General features: G+C 64.4%; 13 protein-coding genes. 6 read left to right on the top strand and 7 right to left on the bottom strand.

Annotated features, from left to right (window positions below):
* Positions 1 to 45 precede the first annotated feature (45 nt).
* On the bottom strand, positions 46 to 1,095 hold the full coding sequence (locus tag VFA60_06605; protein HZQ91444.1) for a 4-(cytidine 5'-diphospho)-2-C-methyl-D-erythritol kinase: 1,050 nt from the start codon (positions 1,093 to 1,095) through the stop codon (positions 46 to 48).
* Positions 1,096 to 1,192: 97 nt separating this feature from the next.
* Between VFA60_06605 and galU the strand changes: the two genes are divergently transcribed.
* From galU to VFA60_06620, 3 genes are all read left to right on the top strand, one after another.
* Positions 1,193 to 2,074, top strand: coding sequence for a UTP--glucose-1-phosphate uridylyltransferase GalU (gene galU, locus VFA60_06610; GenBank protein HZQ91445.1), 882 nt, complete (start codon positions 1,193 to 1,195; stop codon positions 2,072 to 2,074).
* A 161-nt stretch (positions 2,075 to 2,235) separates the two neighbouring features.
* Positions 2,236 to 2,733, top strand: a complete 498-nt coding sequence (gene purE / locus VFA60_06615) for a 5-(carboxyamino)imidazole ribonucleotide mutase (protein HZQ91446.1) — start codon at positions 2,236 to 2,238, stop codon at positions 2,731 to 2,733.
* Positions 2,734 to 2,832: 99 nt separating this feature from the next.
* Positions 2,833 to 4,026 carry a DUF2891 domain-containing protein gene (locus VFA60_06620; GenBank protein ID HZQ91447.1) on the top strand — a complete coding sequence of 398 codons (1,194 nt, stop codon included), beginning with the start codon at positions 2,833 to 2,835 and terminating at the stop codon, positions 4,024 to 4,026.
* Between the two features lie 143 nt (positions 4,027 to 4,169).
* Here the strand turns inward: VFA60_06620 and purD are convergent, their stop codons facing one another.
* Complete coding sequence (gene purD, locus VFA60_06625; protein HZQ91448.1) at positions 4,170 to 5,444, bottom strand: phosphoribosylamine--glycine ligase; 1,275 nt, start codon at positions 5,442 to 5,444, stop codon at positions 4,170 to 4,172.
* A gap of 166 nt (positions 5,445 to 5,610) precedes the next feature.
* On the opposite strand from purD, the gene VFA60_06630 reads away from it, so the two are divergent.
* Together VFA60_06630 and VFA60_06635 are read left to right on the top strand one after the other, a co-directional pair.
* Positions 5,611 to 6,273 (top strand): metal-dependent transcriptional regulator, encoded by a 663-nt coding sequence (locus VFA60_06630; protein HZQ91449.1) that lies wholly within the window; start codon positions 5,611 to 5,613, stop codon positions 6,271 to 6,273.
* 246 nt (positions 6,274 to 6,519) lie between these two features.
* The gene (locus VFA60_06635; protein HZQ91450.1) at positions 6,520 to 7,854 is read left to right on the top strand and encodes an Nramp family divalent metal transporter; all 1,335 of its coding nucleotides are present in this window, start codon (positions 6,520 to 6,522) and stop codon (positions 7,852 to 7,854) included.
* A 238-nt stretch (positions 7,855 to 8,092) separates the two neighbouring features.
* Here the strand turns inward: VFA60_06635 and ftsH are convergent, their stop codons facing one another.
* From ftsH to VFA60_06660, 5 genes are all read right to left on the bottom strand, one after another.
* Entirely contained in the window at positions 8,093 to 9,994 is a 1,902-nt protein-coding gene (gene ftsH, locus VFA60_06640; protein HZQ91451.1) for an ATP-dependent zinc metalloprotease FtsH, read from the bottom strand.
* A 206-nt stretch (positions 9,995 to 10,200) separates the two neighbouring features.
* On the bottom strand, positions 10,201 to 10,758 hold the full coding sequence (locus VFA60_06645; GenBank protein ID HZQ91452.1) for a phosphoribosyltransferase family protein: 558 nt from the start codon (positions 10,756 to 10,758) through the stop codon (positions 10,201 to 10,203).
* Positions 10,759 to 10,914: 156 nt separating this feature from the next.
* Positions 10,915 to 12,084: a tRNA lysidine(34) synthetase TilS gene (gene tilS / locus VFA60_06650; protein HZQ91453.1), complete on the bottom strand. Its 1,170-nt coding sequence runs from the start codon at positions 12,082 to 12,084 to the stop codon at positions 10,915 to 10,917.
* A gap of 785 nt (positions 12,085 to 12,869) precedes the next feature.
* Entirely contained in the window at positions 12,870 to 13,646 is a 777-nt protein-coding gene (locus tag VFA60_06655; GenBank protein ID HZQ91454.1) for a hypothetical protein, read from the bottom strand.
* A gap of 2 nt (positions 13,647 to 13,648) precedes the next feature.
* Positions 13,649 to 14,410 (bottom strand): hypothetical protein, encoded by a 762-nt coding sequence (locus VFA60_06660; protein HZQ91455.1) that lies wholly within the window; start codon positions 14,408 to 14,410, stop codon positions 13,649 to 13,651.
* Positions 14,411 to 14,747: 337 nt separating this feature from the next.
* Here VFA60_06660 and VFA60_06665 point away from each other — a divergent pair, with 337 nt between their 5' ends.
* A complete protein-coding gene (locus VFA60_06665; protein ID HZQ91456.1) occupies positions 14,748 to 16,556 on the top strand; it encodes a DUF885 domain-containing protein in 1,809 nt (602 codons plus the stop codon).
* Positions 16,557 to 16,562: the final 6 nt, after the last annotated feature.

A 16,562-nucleotide genomic window follows, 5' to 3' on the forward strand; every position in this document is an offset into this window, starting at 1 on the left:
CGTCGCCTCCAAACTATCGCCGCTCCGACAACTCCGTACTCGGCGCTAAAGTCCGGCCCAATACTCTGCCCTGCTCAGCGTCCGCGTGGCCACCGCCGGCACGCCCGCGGCCGCGACCTTGCGCGCGGCCTTGTGCGCCGCGTCGCGGCTGGCAAAGATCCCGTACAGCGCCGACCCGGAACCAGACAGCGAGGCGTATTTGGCCCCGTGGCGCTCCAGCACACGCTTCACCTGACACAATTCGGGATGCTCGGAAAAGACGACGCGTTCGAAGTCGTTTTCGATCCCGGTTCGGACAAGGTCGAGAAGCAGTGCCTCGGCCCGGTCCCTGCGGCCTTTGCCGCCTGGGACACCGGAGTTGCGGCCCCCAGCCCCTGTTCCCGGCCGGGTCAAACTGTCACCCAGCCACTCAAAAACCGAGCGGCTGAACACCACAATTCTATCGGAGCCGCCCCGAGCGGTCAATTTTGCCAACGACCCTGCGGGTGCCCCATCCTTTGCGGAGCGGGTTGTGCTCCGCAAAGGGTGGGACGGCATGGCGTCCCAGGCCGCAAACGCCGCCGGCGTCGAGATCCCCACCTTCGGCGTCGCCACCACCAGCTCAAGCGGGGGTAAATCCGGCAGCGGCAGGACTTCCTCGCCTCTCCCGGCGCCGAAGACCGTGCCGCCGACCACAAATAAAGGAAGGTCGGAGCCCACCTCGGCCGCCAGGCGAAGCTTGTCCGCCCAGCCGATACGTCCCTTGGCCGCGCGCTCGAGGGCCAGCAGAGTCGCAACCGCGTTGGACGAAGCCGCCCCCAGCCCGCCCTGCACCGGCAGCCGCTTCTCGATGGTGACCACCACGCGCCCCTGGCGCCCCAGCAGCCGCAGCGCGCGCTCGGCCATGCGATGGCAGGTGTTGGACTCGTCACAGGGCACCTGCGGATGCGAGCAGCGAATCTCGATGCCGGTGCCCCGCGCCAGCTCGACCTTCACCACGTCGTGCAGCGCGATCGTCTGGTAAACGGTGCGCAGGTCGTGGAAGCCATCGTCCCGCCGCGCGCCGATCACCAGCCCGATGTTGATCTTCGCAAACGACCGCACCGCAACGGCCATAGGGCGGGAATTCTAAATCAAACATCTCAGCGCCATCTGCCTGCGCGATGAAAGCTTTCCGTTGTGTTAGCTTAAAAGGTCTTTTGAGGCGCACCGGATGACCCAGAGAGTCCGCAAGGCCGTTTTCCCCGCCGCCGGCCTGGGGACGCGGTTCCTGCCCGCCACCAAGGCGCAGCCCAAGGAAATGCTGCCGCTGGTGGACAAGCCCATCATTCAATATGGCGTCGAGGAAGCGCTCGCCTCGGGTTGCGACCAGATCATCATCATCACCGGCCGCGGCAAGAGCGCCATCGAAGACCATTTCGACGTCAGCTACGAGCTGGAAAAGATGCTGGAGGAGCGCGGCAAGACCGATCTGCTCTCCGTTGTCCGCCAGATTTCCGACATGATCCACGTGGCCTACGTGCGCCAGAAAGAAGCCATGGGACTGGGCCACGCCGTGCTGATGGCGCGCGAGCTGGTCGGCAACGAGCCCTTCGCCGTGCTGCTCGCCGACGACGTGATCGACGCCAATCCGCCCTGCCTGAAGCAGATGATCGACGTGTTCAACGACACCGGCTCTTCGGTCATCGCGGCGCAGGTGGTGGAGGGTCCCGCGATTTCTTCCTACGGCGTGATTGACGGCGCTCCCGTCGACGGCAAGTTCGGCGGCCGGCTGATGGACGTGCGCAGCGTAGTGGAGAAACCCCGCATGGAAGAAGCGCCATCGAACCTGGCCGTGATCGGCCGCTACGTGCTCACGCCGGAAATTTTCGACGCGCTCGAGCACATCCCGCTCGGGGCGGGTGGCGAACTCCAGCTCACCGACGGACTGAAGGCGCTGATCGCCACGCAAAAGCTCTACGGCTACCGCTTCGAAGGCAAGCGCCACGACGCCGGCGACAAGCTCGGCTTCCTGAAAGCAACGGTCGAGTTCGCGCTGCAGCGGCCGGGGCTGGGGGAGAAGTTCAGGCAGTATTTGAAGGAACTAAAACTCTGATTGAACCGCGGAGGCGCCGAGACGCGAAGAAATCAATGCACAACAGGAATGCAAAACGAAAAATCAAGGCCGGCCCGGCCGCAGATTTCAATTTTGCATTTTTACGTTTGCATGTGGCATTGTTTTTCTCCGCGCCTGCGAGTCTCCGCGGTTAGGAACTTATGGCCAATCCACTCGTCTCCATCGTCATGGGCTCCGACTCCGACCTGGAAATCATGCGCGAGGCGGCGCGCGCGCTCGATGACTTCGGCATCGCCCACGAAATCGACATCGCCAGCGCCCACCGCTCGCCGGCACGCACCGCCAAGTTCGCCCGCGAGGCCGCCGCTCGCGGCATTCGCGTGATCATCGCCGGCGCGGGCGGCGCCGCGCACCTGGCCGGCGTCATCGCGGCCGAGAGCACGCTTCCGGTGATCGGGGTGCCCATTCCTTCAACGTCGCTCCAGGGCCTCGACTCACTGCTTTCCATCGTGCAGATGCCGGCCGGCATTCCGGTCGCGACCGTCGCTATCGGCAAGGCCGGCGCCTACAACGCCGGCGTGCTCGCCGCCCAGATGCTGGCACTCTCCGACGCCGCCCTCGCGAAAAAGCTCGACGCCCACAAGCAGAAGCTGGCCGCGGGCGTGGAGGAGAAGTCCAAGAAGCTGAAGCAACAGTAAGTCGCTTCGGCTGTCAGCTCTTGGCCCTCAGCTGGCCCTACGGGCGAGCCGATGTCCGAATGCCGGCAGCGTTGTTCCGCGTGCTAGCATTCCGGCGCCATGAAACCTGCGGCCGTCATCCTTCTCCTCGCCGTTTCCGCTGCCGCTGAAAACCCCACCAACGCTCCCACATCCAACAGCGCCTTCGACGCGCGCGCCTCGGAGCGCTTCGTCAACCTGGCGCTGGCCTGCGTCCACAAGGAGTACCCGAACAAGCTCTCGCACTCGCTGAACTCCGACGCCGACGTGGCGCCGCCACGCAGGCTCACGCCCGCCTTTTACGGCTGCTACGACTGGCACTCGTCGGTGCACGGCCACTGGATGCTGGCGCGCATCGCGCGCACTTTTCCCGAAGCGAAGTTCACGCCGCGCATCCGCGAGGCGCTGGCCCAGAGCCTGACCGCGGAAAACGCCGCCGCCGAAGCCGCCTATCTGCGCGGCGAAGGACGCGCCAGCTTCGAGCGTCCGTATGGGCTGGCGTGGCTGCTGCAGCTCGCGTCGGAGTTGCGCGAGTGGGACGACCCGCAGGCGAAAGAGCTCTCGGCCAATCTGGCGCCGCTCGAGCAGGCCGCGACCGAGCGGCTGAAAGCGTGGCTGCCGAAGCTTTCGCATCCGGTGCGCTCCGGCGAGCATAGCCAGACGGCGTTTGCACTTGGCCTCATGCTCGACTCAGCGCGCAGGTCGGGCGAAAAACCCTTCGGAGAGCTGATTGCCGCCAAGATCCGCGAATTCTATGCGTCCGACAAGAACTGCCCGCTCGCCTACGAGCCCAGCGGCGAAGATTTTCTCTCGCCCTGCCTCGCCGAGGCCGACGCCGTGCGGCGCGTGATGGAGCCGGCCGAATTTGCCGCGTGGCTCACAGCCTTCCTGCCGCAGATTCCGAAGAATGCGAACGACGCGGCCTGGCTCAAGCCGGCTGTCGTTACCGACCCCAGCGATCCACGCCTGGCGCACCTGGACGGTCTGAACCTCTCGCGCGCGTGGATGCTGGAGGGAATCGCCTCCGCCCTTCCGCCGGCCGACAAGCGACTGGCCGCGCTGAACGCCGCCGCGCAGGCGCACCGCGCCGCCGGACTCGCCTCAGTCACCGGCGCGCACTACGAGGGCGGACACTGGCTGGGCAGCTTCGCCGTTTACCTGGTCACGGAACGCGGACTGAGTCACAGCGTCTTCCAGGTCCCCACCTACGATGGCAAACAAGGCGCGCACGGCGAACACAACGGCGCCTCGCCGTGGCCACGCTTGCCGCGCTAGGTATCGCACGTTCTTCGGGAATTGTCGTGCCGGGCGCGCTGTTCGCGCGAGGGCTGTGCATTTGCCGCCGGCAGCGCCACACAGGTTGCGTACGCCACACTGCCGAAGCCTTGGTTCCTCCGCGTCCTCTGCGTACTCCGCGGCTAAAGATTTTGAATTGCCTTGGCGGCAATGTCCCGCCGGAACTGCATTCCGTCGAAACTGATCTCACCCACCGCCGCGTAGGCGCACTCCACCGCGGCCTTCAAACCGGCGCCGCGCGCGGTGACGCCGAGCACGCGGCCACCGGACGTGTAGATTCCATCCGCCTTGCGCACTGTGCCTGCGTGGAAAACCTCCACGCCTTCGATTGCGGCTGCGCGTTCGAGTCCGGAAATCTTCTGCCCTGTTTCCGGCTTTCCCGGATAGCCGCGCGCCGCCATGACCACGCACACAGCCGGATCGGCGGACCAGCGAAAGTCGCCCTCGCTCGTTCTGCCTTCGACCGCGGCTTCGATGGCCTCGAACAGGTCGCTCTCCAGGCGCATCAGGATGGGCTGCGTCTCCGGATCGCCGAAGCGGCAGTTGAACTCCAGGACCATGGGCCCGCGCGGCGTGATCATCAGGCCGCAATAAAGGATGCCGCGATACTCGGCGTCTTCCGCCTTCATGCCGGCCACGACCGGGCGCGCAATGTGCGTGAGCAGCCACTCGCGCAGCACCGGATCGACCATGGACTCGGTGGAGTACGCGCCCATGCCGCCGGTATTGGGGCCGGTATCGCCCTCGCCGATGCGCTTGTGGTCGCGCGCGGCCGCCAGCGGCGCCACGCGTTCGCCGTCGCTCATCACCAGGAAAGAGAGTTCGTCGCCTTGCAGGAATTCTTCCAGCACCACCGTGCGTCCGGCTTCGCCCAGCATTTCACCGCTGAGCATCCCGGCCGCCACGCGCGCGGCTTCTTCTTTCGTCTGCGCGATGACGACGCCCTTCCCGGCCGCGAGGCCGTCGGCCTTCACCACTACCGGCGCGTGCAGGCGGGCCAGCGCTTCCTTCACATCTTTCTCGGACGCGCAGATGGCGAAGTGGGCCGTGGGAATCCGGTGCCGCAGCATGAATTCCTTGGCGAACCCCTTGCTCGACTCAAGGCGCGCCGCCTGTTGCCGCGGCCCGAAAATCTTCCAGCCGCGGCGCTCGAATTCGTCCACCACGCCTACGGTCAGCGGCAGCTCCGGCCCGACGACGGTCAAGTCCGGCTTGAGGCGCGCCGCCAGTTGCGCCATCGCCTGCACGTCGCCCAAATCAACGGGAAGGCATTCGGCGACTTCGGCAATGCCGCCGTTGCCCGGCGCGCACCAGATCTTTTCCAGGCGCGGCGATTGCTTGAGCTTCCACGCGAGCGCGTGCTCGCGTCCGCCGCCGCCGAGGATGAGGACGTTCATGGCGGAAGACTACAGCACTCAGCGCTCAGCAGTCAGCACTCAGCTCGAACCAGCAGTCGGCGCTTGGCCGTTAGCCTTTGGCCGTTGAGGATCGAAATGCGCCGGGGCCAAACGCCAACTGCCAAGCGCCGTTAACAGCAGTTAACCGCAGCGTATAATTCGGACAGTGAGAATCACCGTCTCCAAAGAGGACTACCTCAAGGCCATCCTCGAAGCCGAGTGCGAGGGCGAGCAGGTCATCTCGGCGACGCTGGCCAGCTGGCTCTCGGTCTCCCCGCCGGCGGTGAGCATGGCGCTGCGACGGCTGAAGAAAGACGGGCTGGTCCGCGTCGAAGGCGACGGCCGTGTTCGCCTCACCTCCGCCGGGCGCGCCATCGCGCGGCGCACCGCCACGCGGCACCACCTGATCGAGCGCATGCTGTCGGAAATTTTCGGCATGGAGTGGTACAAGGTGCACGAGGAGGCGGAGCGGCTGGAGCATGCCGTCTCTGCCGAGTTCGAGGCCAAGCTGGCGCGCCGCCTGGGAAGCAGCCGCGCCTGCCCGCACGGCAACACGGTGATGCCTGAGAGCCCGGCCAGCCGGCGCCGCCGCGGCCTCACGCTGCTTTCCGAAGGCGAAGCCGGCAAGCAATACGTGGTGCGCAGCATCTACGAGCGCGACCGCAAGCTGCTGGAGTTTCTCGAACACCGCGGTGTCCGCCCCGGGGCCAAGCTGCGTATGCTGGCGCGCAATTACGACCAGACCCTGACCTTGAATACCGACTCCGGCCGCGTCGCCATCGGCAAGCCCGCCGCCGACCGGGTTTGGGTCGCCGGCGATCGCGGATGAAGTGGTTGTCATCCTGAGCGAAGCGGGCGATTCCGCACAGCGGAAGCACCCGCGAAGTCGAAGGGGGCCTGCCTGGACCATGAATGCGCGCCGACGGCCCGCGAATCGCGCGAGTCATCCGAGCGAAGCCCCAGTCCCGCAACGCGGGACCAGGCGGGTCGCAGAAACCCAACGCCCAGCGCCCGCCGGAGTTAACCACGGTTTAACTTTCTTCATCTACTGCGGCTAATGTACAATGCTGCGTAGATGAACACCACCGAACGAGCCTGGCGCCTCGACCGCACCCACCCAAGTCTTCCCGAGGTGCACGCCAGCCTCCTCGTTCCGCGCACGGACAACTTCCTGCGCAAGATGCTCGCCTTCGCCGGCCCGGGATTCCTGGTGGCGGTGGGTTACATGGACCCGGGTAACTGGGCGACTGACCTGGCGGCCGGCTCGCGCTACAACTACACCCTGCTGTCGGTGGTGATGCTCTCGAACCTGATGGCGATCCTGCTGCAGGGACTCGCGGTGAAGCTCGGCGTCGCCACCGGGCGCGACCTGGCGCAGGCCTGCCGCGACCACTTCCGTCCCGTGACCAGCTTCATTCTGTGGATACTGGCCGAGGTCGCCATCGCCGCCTGCGACCTGGCCGAGGTGATCGGCTCGGCCATCGCTCTGCAGCTGCTGTTTCACATCCCGCTGGTGTGGGGCGTGTGCCTCACCGCTGCCGATGTGCTGCTCATCCTGGCGCTCCAGAACCGCGGCTTCCGCTACATCGAGGCGCTGGTCATCTCGCTGATTGCCGTGATCAGCGCGTGCTTTGGGCTGGAAATCCTGTTCTCGCGGCCGGAACTGAGCGGCATCGCGCGCGGTTTCATCATCCCCTCCGTCCAGATCGTGCGCGATCCGAGCATGCTGTACATCGCCATGGGCATCCTGGGCGCGACGGTCATGCCGCACAACCTCTACCTGCACTCGGCGATCGTTCAGACGCGGAAGATTCAGGTCACGCCCGAGGGCAAGCGCGAAGCCATCCGCTACGGACAGATTGATTCGGCGGTGGCGCTCATGCTGGCGCTGTTCGTCAACGCCGCCATCCTGATCGTCTCGGCCGCGGTCTTCCACCGCAGCGGCAATCACAACGTGGCCGAAATCCAGGACGCCTACAAGCTGCTCTCACCGCTCCTCGGCGTGGGCGGCGCCAGCTTCCTGTTTGCTGTTGCGCTGCTCGCTTCCGGGCAGAACTCCACCCTCACCGGCACGCTCGCCGGCCAGATCGTGATGGAAGGATTTTTGAACATCCGGCTCAAGCCGTGGCTGCGCCGGCTGATCACGCGGCTCATCGCCATCGTGCCCGCCGTCATCGTCACGGCTGCCTACGGCGAGAGCGGCACCGCCAGGCTGCTCATCCTCAGTCAGGTGGTGCTCAGCATGCAACTCAGCTTCGCCGTGTTTCCTCTGGTCATGTTTACCGGCGACCGCAGGAAGATGGGCGAGTTTACGAATCCGCGCTGGCTGAAATCGCTGGCGTGGACGACGGCCATCTTCATCGCCGCGTTGAACGGGTGGTTGCTGGTGCAGAGCTTTCGCGGAGCTTAGCGCAACAGTCTGTCGTATTCCGCGTGCGTTCCGATCCAGAACCAAGCCAATTGCGCTTCGAACTCGATGGCTAACGCGCGGTCATGAAGACCGATTCTGACCAACCAGAATCGGCCGACCTTCTTGGAAGCGTTCTCTTTCTCGCCAATCCGAGGCAACGATCAGATTCCCAAACAAAAACGGATGAGCACTTGATCCGTGCTCACCCGTGTATATCCGTGGCAAGTTGAATTTCGGCTTACGCCGTGCCTGGCGCTGGCTGGATGCCCGGCGTGCGGCCCGGCTCCGGCTTGAGCACCTTCTGCACATCGTCGCCGGGAGAGCCGCCCACGGGCTTGGCGGGAAGCTCGCGGCCTTCGATGACGGCCTTGATCTCGACCGCGTCGAGCACCTCCCGCTCCAGCAGCGCCTGCGCCAGCCGCTCCAGCGCCTCGCGATTGCCGCTCAGGATGCTGACCGCCGACTGGTAGCCTTGGTCGACGAAGCGCTTCACTTCCTCATCGATGAGCATGGCCGTCTGCTCGCTGAAGTCGCGATGCTGCGCGATCTCGCGCCCGAGGAAGATCTGCTCTTCCTTCTTGCCGAACGTGAGCGGGCCGAGTTTCGACATGCCAAACTCGCACACCATCTTGCGCGCCAGCTCGGTGGCGCGCTCAATGTCGTTGCCCGCGCCCGTGGTCATGCTCTTGAGGAAGAGCTCTTCGGCCACGCGCCCACCCATCAGGATCGCGAGCTGCGTTTCCAGATAGTCGCGCGTGTACGTGTGCTTGTCGTCGATGGGCAGCTGCATGGTCACGCCCAGCGCCATGCCGCGCGGGATGATGGTCACCTTGTGCAGCGGGTCGGCGTGCTCGCGCATCGCCGCCACCAGCGCATGCCCGGCTTCGTGGTAAGCGGTGTTCCGCTTCTCCTCTTCGCTCAGCAGCATGCTTTTACGCTCGGCGCCCATCAGGACCTTGTCCTTGGCCAGCTCGAAATCGAGCATGAGGACGGTCTTGCGGTTGTAGCGCGCCGCGTTCAGCGCAGCCTCGTTGACCATGTTGGCTAGGTCGGCGCCGCTGAAGCCCGGTGTGCCGCGCGCCAGGACCGACAAGTCAACGTCGTCGGCCACAGGAATCTTGCGCGTGTGCACGCGGAGAATCTCTTCGCGTCCGCGCACGTCAGGCCGCGACACCACGACGCGCCGGTCGAAGCGGCCGGGGCGCAGCAGCGCCGGATCGAGCACGTCAGGCCGGTTGGTGGCCGCGATCAGGATGACGCCTTCGTTGGACTCGAAGCCGTCCATCTCGACGAGCAGCTGGTTGAGCGTCTGCTCGCGCTCGTCGTGACCGCCGCCCAGGCCGGCGCCGCGATGGCGGCCGACCGCGTCAATTTCGTCGATAAAGATGATGCAGGGCGCGTTCTTCTTGCCCTGCTCGAACAGGTCGCGGACGCGGCTGGCGCCCACGCCAACGAACATCTCCACGAAGTCGGAGCCGGAGATCGAGAAGAACGGCACGTTGGCTTCGCCCGCCACGGCGCGCGCCAGCAGCGTCTTGCCGGTTCCCGGAGGCCCGACCAGCAGCACGCCCTTGGGGATGCGTCCGCCGAGCTTCTGGAACTTCTGCGCTTCGCGCAGGAACTCGATGATCTCGCGCAGCTCTTCCTTGGCCTCATCCACGCCGGCCACGTCCTTGAACGTGACCTTCTTCTGCTGCATGGAGAGCAGGCGAGCGCGGCTCTTGCCGAAACTCAGCGCCTTGTTTCCGCCCGTCTGCATCTGGCGGATCATGAAGAACCACAGCGCGGCCAGCAGGATGATGGGGGCTAAGTTGAACAGCCACGCCGGCCAGTTCCCGCCCGAACCGTCTTTCACGGTGATGTTGACGTTGCGGTCGCGCAGCACCTTGATCATGTCCGGATAGTTCGCCGGAACGGTGGTGTGGAAGGGGGTCTTCTCGTTGCGGTAAGTTCCCTGCACGTCGCTGTTCAGCAGGGTCACGGACTGCACGTTGCCCTGGTCCACCTGCGACATGAACTCGGTGAAGTTGATCTCTTTTGTCTTGGAGCCGGCCCCGCCCGTCTTCACCACCTGCCAGAGCAGCACGCCCGACACGACGATCACCAGCCAGAACACGATCGTCTTTACGGTTGAATTCACTTCTGGACTCCTCACCCTGCTGCCAGCTTCCGATACACCGCTGAGGCGAGCAACACTGCCCCACGTCGATTAGATGCCTTGGCCCGGCGCCGGATGTGACTTCTTTGGAATTCTAAACCCTTTTGGCGCCCTTGTGCCGGCGCCTTTCCGTTGCCCGGGCGATTTTTGCGCCTTGCGCGGCGTGGAGCTGGCGCTGGCGGTCCCCGCTATTTATTAGACGCCGCAGCCGTGCCTTCGGCGCCTTTCAGCACTCCTACATACGGCAGATTTCGCCCCAGATGCGGCGCGCCCAGGCCGTATCCCACCACGAACCCTTCTTCGACCTGGAAGCCGAAGAAGTCGGGCTGGAGCGAGACGCGGCGGGAAACCTGCTTATCAAGCAGCGTGCACAGCTTGACGGTGGCGGCTCCGCGGCCGACCAAGTTGCGCATCAGGAACTCGGCGGTGATGCCGCTCATCACCACCACTTCGACCAGGAGCACGTGCTGGCCGCGCACGTCAATCTCGGGACTGAAGAAGATCTCGCGGTGGATGCCGCTGTCCTTGCTCTTCTCGGTGAGCTTCGGCTTCACGAACTGGCACACCACCGGCACGTCGAGGGCGCGCACCAGGTCGGCCATGAACACGAAGGCGTCGTCGAGCACGCACACGGCGTGCAGCGTCTTGCCGCGATAGGTCTCGGAAATCTGGCGCGCGAGCTCCTGCACGCGCTTCTGGATCTGCTCGGCGGAGAGCAGCACGGTTACGTCGCCGGCCTGGGTCATGCGGCGTTCTCCATCCCGCTTGAGCGGGACGCATTCCGTATCATGCCGCCGATTTGCTTCCCGGAACGGGCTTTTCCGCCTGCGGGGGAACCTATTCGATTACCAGCGGGCGAGTACGGCGGTGCGGGATTATAGCCCGGTGGACCGCGGCCGGCGTCAGCGGCGCGCCAGCGCGTTGGCGCGCTTCTCAGGCAGACTGCGCTTGTCGAGCTCGAAGCGCAGCTCGGCGGCACCGGCGACGACCACCAGTCCGCCGCGCAGCTCCACTTTGCGCTCGCGTTTGCCCGACTGCGACTCGGCCAGCGACAGCACCTGCTCGACGTGCTCGAAGTCGAGCCTGAGGCCCACTCGTTCGGCCAGGGCGCGGACCACGCGGCGCTGAAGCGCCGGCGGGAGCCGGCGGAACGACTCCAGCCGGACCACCGGCGCGCGGGCAGCGGCCCGTTCGGGGGCGGCCGGGCTGCACGATTCGGTGAGCGCGCGCTCAACCTGCTCGCTCCAGTACTCTTCCTCGCCGCGGGCGGCCTCGGCCATCTCGCCCAGCACACGCACCACGCTGGGGTTGAACTCGCGCTCCAGCAGCGGCAGCAGTTCGTGCCTCACGCGGTTGCGCAGGAAGCGGCGGTCGCGGTTGCTGGCGTCCTCGTGCCAAGGCTGGCCGATCTGCCGCAGATAGCGCTCCAGGTCGGCGCGACGAACGGCCAACAGCGGACGAACAATGTGATTCGCCGACTTAGGACACCCAACACGATTTCGTAAGGGTGCGGCTTCAGCCGCGCCGTGACTCGGGCCAACCTGCTGCTGCTTCAGCCGCTGAGGTGCTGCTCCGCGTGCGGGCAGAATCCCCGCAAGACCGCGCGTCCCGGCGCCGCGGATGAGCCGCAGCAGGACCGTCTCGGCCTGATCGTCGAGCGTGTGTGCGGTCGCGATGCGGTCGAGCTTGCCTTCGGCGACGAGCCGCGCGAAGAAACCATAGCGCAGCTCGCGTCCCGCAGCCTCGAGGCTCAGGCGACGCGAGGCGGCGAAGCCGGTTGCGTCGGCCGTTTCGGCGAAAAGTTCGAGGTCGTGTTCGCGCGCCAGGGCCGCGACGAAGGCGGCATCGGCCGCGGCCTCGGCGCGAATGCCGTGGTTCATGTGCACAACCGCGGGGACGATGCCCAGCTCGGTGCGCAGCTCCAGCAGCAGGCGCAACAGGGCTACCGAGTCGGCGCCGCCGGAAACGGCCACGCCAACGCGCTCGCCGGCGCGCAGCAGGCGCCCAGTGCGGACCGCGTTGAGCACGCCGACGGTGAGCGCCGAGTGCCATCTTGTCGGGCGGGGGTTCACCCCTCAATCGTAAACCCGAGGGGGAGCAAAGGCAGAGTTGGTGAGGGCTGCTTTCAGCCGGACACGAACTCACGCCATGTGGTGGTGGTCGCAAGGCCCGACACCTGCGCCACGCCCGCGCAGACATGGGCAGCGGACCTGAGTAAGGGCCCTGGGGCAACAAGGCGGGCGCGGCCAACTCCGGTTGTACTCACCTATGGTTGTTAGCGTTGGAAATAGCCGATGCTGTGGACGCCCCGGCCATGACCAGAGGCACGAGACGCTCTATGCGATGATGGCCAGTGCGATGAAACATGTAGCGCAATAACTGGTCTGTACCAAAAACTATTCCTTCATATGCAATCTGTCCTGGCCATCCGTGCTCGACGAAAGGCCTAGCGATAGGGTTGCGTTCAGCGGAAGGGATAACTCCGCAAACGCCAGTGGCCGGATCGCAAATCCTTATGCGACGCACAGGCCCCGCTTGGGTTGTTATCGCGTCTGCCAACTGCGCAGCAACATTGACGCCGGTGAGAATGTTGTTGGTACGATCGAAGAATCGATGCGTCGGAACAGGGCCACGCTTTTCTCGATTCTGCACGGTTCTTTCGCTGGAGGGGGTATTTGGTAGCTCCACTCGGCTAGGCGCAGCCGGTTGCTGAGGTGGTGACTGCTCTTGGGCGTGCAGGACCACATTCATCGCAAAGGATATCGCTAGATAAGCTGCAATCTGACCGCTTCGCATGTCTCTCTCCGAAAGTAAGCTGGAGCGAGGGATTCCCCGCCCCAGCTTAGCTCGACCTCATTCAAGGCAGATCAGGGCAATGGCCGCCGGAACAGGATTCACCGCCACCGCCTCCGGAGTCGGGCGGCGGTGGATCATTTCCGGTGATTTGCAAAATGACGCCACCCATTGGGTCATAGTTACCGCCGCCAGTCGCATTTGAAATCAGAATTTGATATTCGCCGGATACAAGTGGTGGCGAAATGGCGGGCGTGTTAAAGGTCAAGGTGGTGCCATCGGCAGATACCCAGGTTGCATAGGCGGATGTGTATACAACACCGTCGTAGCTGTAGAAGTCAATTCGGGGCATTCCATAGACAGCTGAGAAACCTTGTCCGCTTACGGTGTAGGAACTCGGAAGCGAAAAAGCATCGCTAGACCCGGGACTAATTGAGAACTGCCCTACCGTCGTACACGTCAAGGGAACAACGCTGCCATTGTTCACAAAAACGCTGGTGAACACGTCGTGATTGCAATGGGGCGATTGAAAACGGTGAAAGCTCCACGAGGACGGCACGCATACCTCGCTCAATCGCTTCTGCCCTGAACTGTCCGTGTGTTGAATCCCCAATTGAATTCCGATGTTCGTGACCAGGCCTTGGCTGTCACACTGTGAATTGAGGGTGAGCCCGTCGAAGTTCACGTTAGCTTCACCTTGCGGCTGCATCAGGCCAACTTGCACCACGGGTGTTGTGATTGTCATGACTGCACTGGATCCTCCACCGCCAAGCAAGCCGCAGCTTGCACAGAGGACGACGCCACTCGCTATGATGGAGATGGAAATCAGTCTCTTTTTCATGGCTAGCGCTCCATTCCCATCAGGTCGAGGCAACGGTCGCTCGCCTGCTGCAAGTCGTTTGTGCTCATCTGACGCCCGCGGGTCGTGATTACGTCGATCATTTCTTGTACTCTTGGTGGAGTGCCGTTTTCGTAGCTGAGCCGGTCTTGCCAGCGCCGCGAACGCGTCTCCTTGAATTTCGTGCGACGCTCGTCGGGCGTGAGTTGAAAATCGGGGTTGTACACCTTCTGCGCGGCCAAGCTCGCGAATACGTAGGCGGCTTCGCTGGGCGACATTTCGTCATCGATCGAGCCTTTGTCCCGCCGTCCCGAGGCGGCGGAGTGCGACCCAATCAAGTGCGGGACCACCAGCAGCGCCCGCCTTCTGACGCCGCGCACCTCCCACTTGTTCGTCCTTGCGTACCCCGGCGCGTCAAAAACGGTGGCCAGGTGGTTCACGGCCTGGGCCACGTCTTGTTCATTCACTCCTCTGCGCTGGCCGCGTTGAAACGCCAGTTCCGTTCTTGTTATCCGATCAATCGTGGGCTGGGTAATGACATCGAGCGCGGGCGTTTCTCCCGCGACATTCTGGACGATTGAAGCTGCCAGCGCTCGCGCTAAAGCCTCATCATCCCCGTGAAGGGCAGCGGCCCGTTGATCCACGGACGTCCATCCAAGCTGGTCGTCCGGGTTGTTTGGTGGAGTAGCTCTCGACACGATGGCTCCAATGACTGCCAAAACCATCGCCGCCGACGCAATTGCGAAAATCTTGCTGCGTGACGACACGATTCCACCTCGACTGCGCTTGATTTCCGGCACGGACAGCCACCAATACAAAAAGTACCGAATGGCGCGACAGTGCGGAGGCTCGTCAGACTAGGGCGATTGCCCGCTGGTTCGCCTTCAGCGACAGAGGTGTTTCAGATTCGGAAATAACTTCCGGTTTCGAGCCACTTGGGGGGGGGGGGATTCTCGGGTTTTCGATGCATGCATTCCGCCGGCGGCTGTTCTGAATTCAGAACGGGCCAAAGAGCTTCGCGCTCGGAAACGGGCCGGGAAATGATGTATCGTCAACCTTTATGTCCTTTTTCCTTTTTCCTTTTGCCTTCAGTATCCTTCCGCCATGCGCAACGCCCTTATCGCCCTGCTCATCCTTGCCGCCACCGCTCTCGCCCAGCCCGCGCCCGCCGCATCTTCTGTTGTCGGGGCCGGCAAGCGCCTGCACGCCATCTTCGACCGCGAGTGGGAGTACACCATGCAGCAGAACCCCACCTGGGCGTCGTCGCTGGGCGATCGCCGATGGAACAACAAGTGGCCCGACGCGAGCCTTGCGGCCATCGAAGCGCGGCAGCGGCATCGGGTGGCGCTGCTCGACGAGTTGAAGAAGTTTCCGCGCGCCCAGCTTTCAGCCGCCGACCAGCTCAACTACGACCTGTTTCGCAAGCAGACCGAAGAAGCCATCGAAGAGCACGGCTTCCACTGGTACCTGGCGCCGCTCTACCAGCGCGAGGGCCCGCAACTGGCCGATGAACTCGGCGACCAGCTCCGCTTCACCACGGTGAAGGACTACGAAGACTGGATCGCGCGGCTGCGCGCGCTGCCCGCGCACCTGGAGCAGGTGACCGAACTGATGCGCGAGGGGGTGAAGGAGCACATCGTCCACCCCAAGGTGATCATGCAGCGCATTCCGGCGCAGATCGAGAAGCAGATCGTCGCCGACCCGGAGCAGAGCGGCTTCTACCGGCCGTTCAAGCGCTTCCCCGCCGACCTGAGCGCCGCCGACCGCGAGCGCCTGTCGGCCGCCGCGCGCGAGGCCATCAGCAACGCCGTCGTCCCGGCCTACCGCAAGTTCCACGACTTCTTCGTGCGCGACTACCTGCCCGCCTGCTTCGACCAGGTGGGCGCCTGGCAGTTGCCGCGCGGCGACGCCATGTACGCCTTCTTCGTCCGCCGGTACACGACGACCAGCCTCACGCCCGGCCAGGTGCACGAAATCGGACTGAAGGAAGTGGCCCGCATCCGCGCCGAGATGGAAGCGATCAAGGACAAGACCGGCTTCCACGGCTCGATGAAGGAATTCTTCACCTACCTGCGCACCGATCCGCGCTTCTTCTACAAATCGCCCGACGACCTGCTGGAGGCCTACAAAGCGCTGGCGAAAACGGTTGATCCGAACCTGGTGAAAGTTTTCCGCACGCTGCCGCGCATGCCGTACGGCGTGAAGGTGATCCCGGCCGCGTCGGCGCCCGACACCACCGCCGCCTACTACCAGGAGGGCGCGCCCGACGGCTCGCGCGCCGGCGCCTACTACGTGAACCTCTACAAGCCCGAGAGCCGCCCCAAGTGGGAGATGACCGCGCTCACGCTGCACGAATCGGTGCCCGGACATCACCTGCAGATCGCGCTGGCGCAGGAGCTGGGCGAGATTCCCAAGTTCCGCCGCTTCGGCTACTACGTGGCGTTCGGCGAAGGCTGGGGACTCTACGCCGAGTCGCTCGGCGAAGACATGGGCCTGTACTCCGACCCGTATGACAAGTTCGGCGAGCTGACCTACGACATGTGGCGCGCCGTGCGCCTGGTGGTGGACACCGGCATGCATGCCAAGCACTGGACGCGCCAGCAGGCGATTGACTACTTCATGGAAAACGCGCCCAAGGCCGAACTCGACATCGTGAACGAAATCGACCGCTACATCGCCTGGCCCGGGCAGGCGCTCGGCTACAAGATCGGCCAGCTCAAGTTCAAGGAACTCCGCGAGCGCGCGCGGCAGAAGCTCGGGGCGCAATTCGACGTCCGCGAGTACCACGAGGTTGCGTTGGGATCGGGGGCGGTGCCGCTGGATATTTTGGAGCGGAATGTGGACGCGTGGATTGCGCGGAAGTCAAAGGCCACCGCGGAGACGCAGAGGCGCGGAGAAAAGTCAGGAAAATGAATAGGT

Source organism: Terriglobales bacterium (genome assembly GCA_035651995.1).
Taxonomy (GTDB): domain Bacteria; phylum Acidobacteriota; class Terriglobia; order Terriglobales; family Acidobacteriaceae; genus DASRER01.

Coding starts and splice junctions, on each gene's coding strand:
- VFA60_06605 (HZQ91444.1), bottom strand. CDS start 1,095: ATGGCCGTTGCGGTGCGGTCGTTTGCGAAGATCAACATCGGGCTGGTG.
- galU (HZQ91445.1), top strand. CDS start 1,193: ATGACCCAGAGAGTCCGCAAGGCCGTTTTCCCCGCCGCCGGCCTGGGG.
- purE (HZQ91446.1), top strand. CDS start 2,236: ATGGCCAATCCACTCGTCTCCATCGTCATGGGCTCCGACTCCGACCTG.
- VFA60_06620 (HZQ91447.1), top strand. CDS start 2,833: ATGAAACCTGCGGCCGTCATCCTTCTCCTCGCCGTTTCCGCTGCCGCT.
- purD (HZQ91448.1), bottom strand. CDS start 5,444: ATGAACGTCCTCATCCTCGGCGGCGGCGGACGCGAGCACGCGCTCGCG.
- VFA60_06635 (HZQ91450.1), top strand. CDS start 6,520: ATGAACACCACCGAACGAGCCTGGCGCCTCGACCGCACCCACCCAAGT.
- VFA60_06645 (HZQ91452.1), bottom strand. CDS start 10,758: ATGACCCAGGCCGGCGACGTAACCGTGCTGCTCTCCGCCGAGCAGATC.
- VFA60_06655 (HZQ91454.1), bottom strand. CDS start 13,646: ATGAAAAAGAGACTGATTTCCATCTCCATCATAGCGAGTGGCGTCGTC.
- VFA60_06665 (HZQ91456.1), top strand. CDS start 14,748: ATGCGCAACGCCCTTATCGCCCTGCTCATCCTTGCCGCCACCGCTCTC.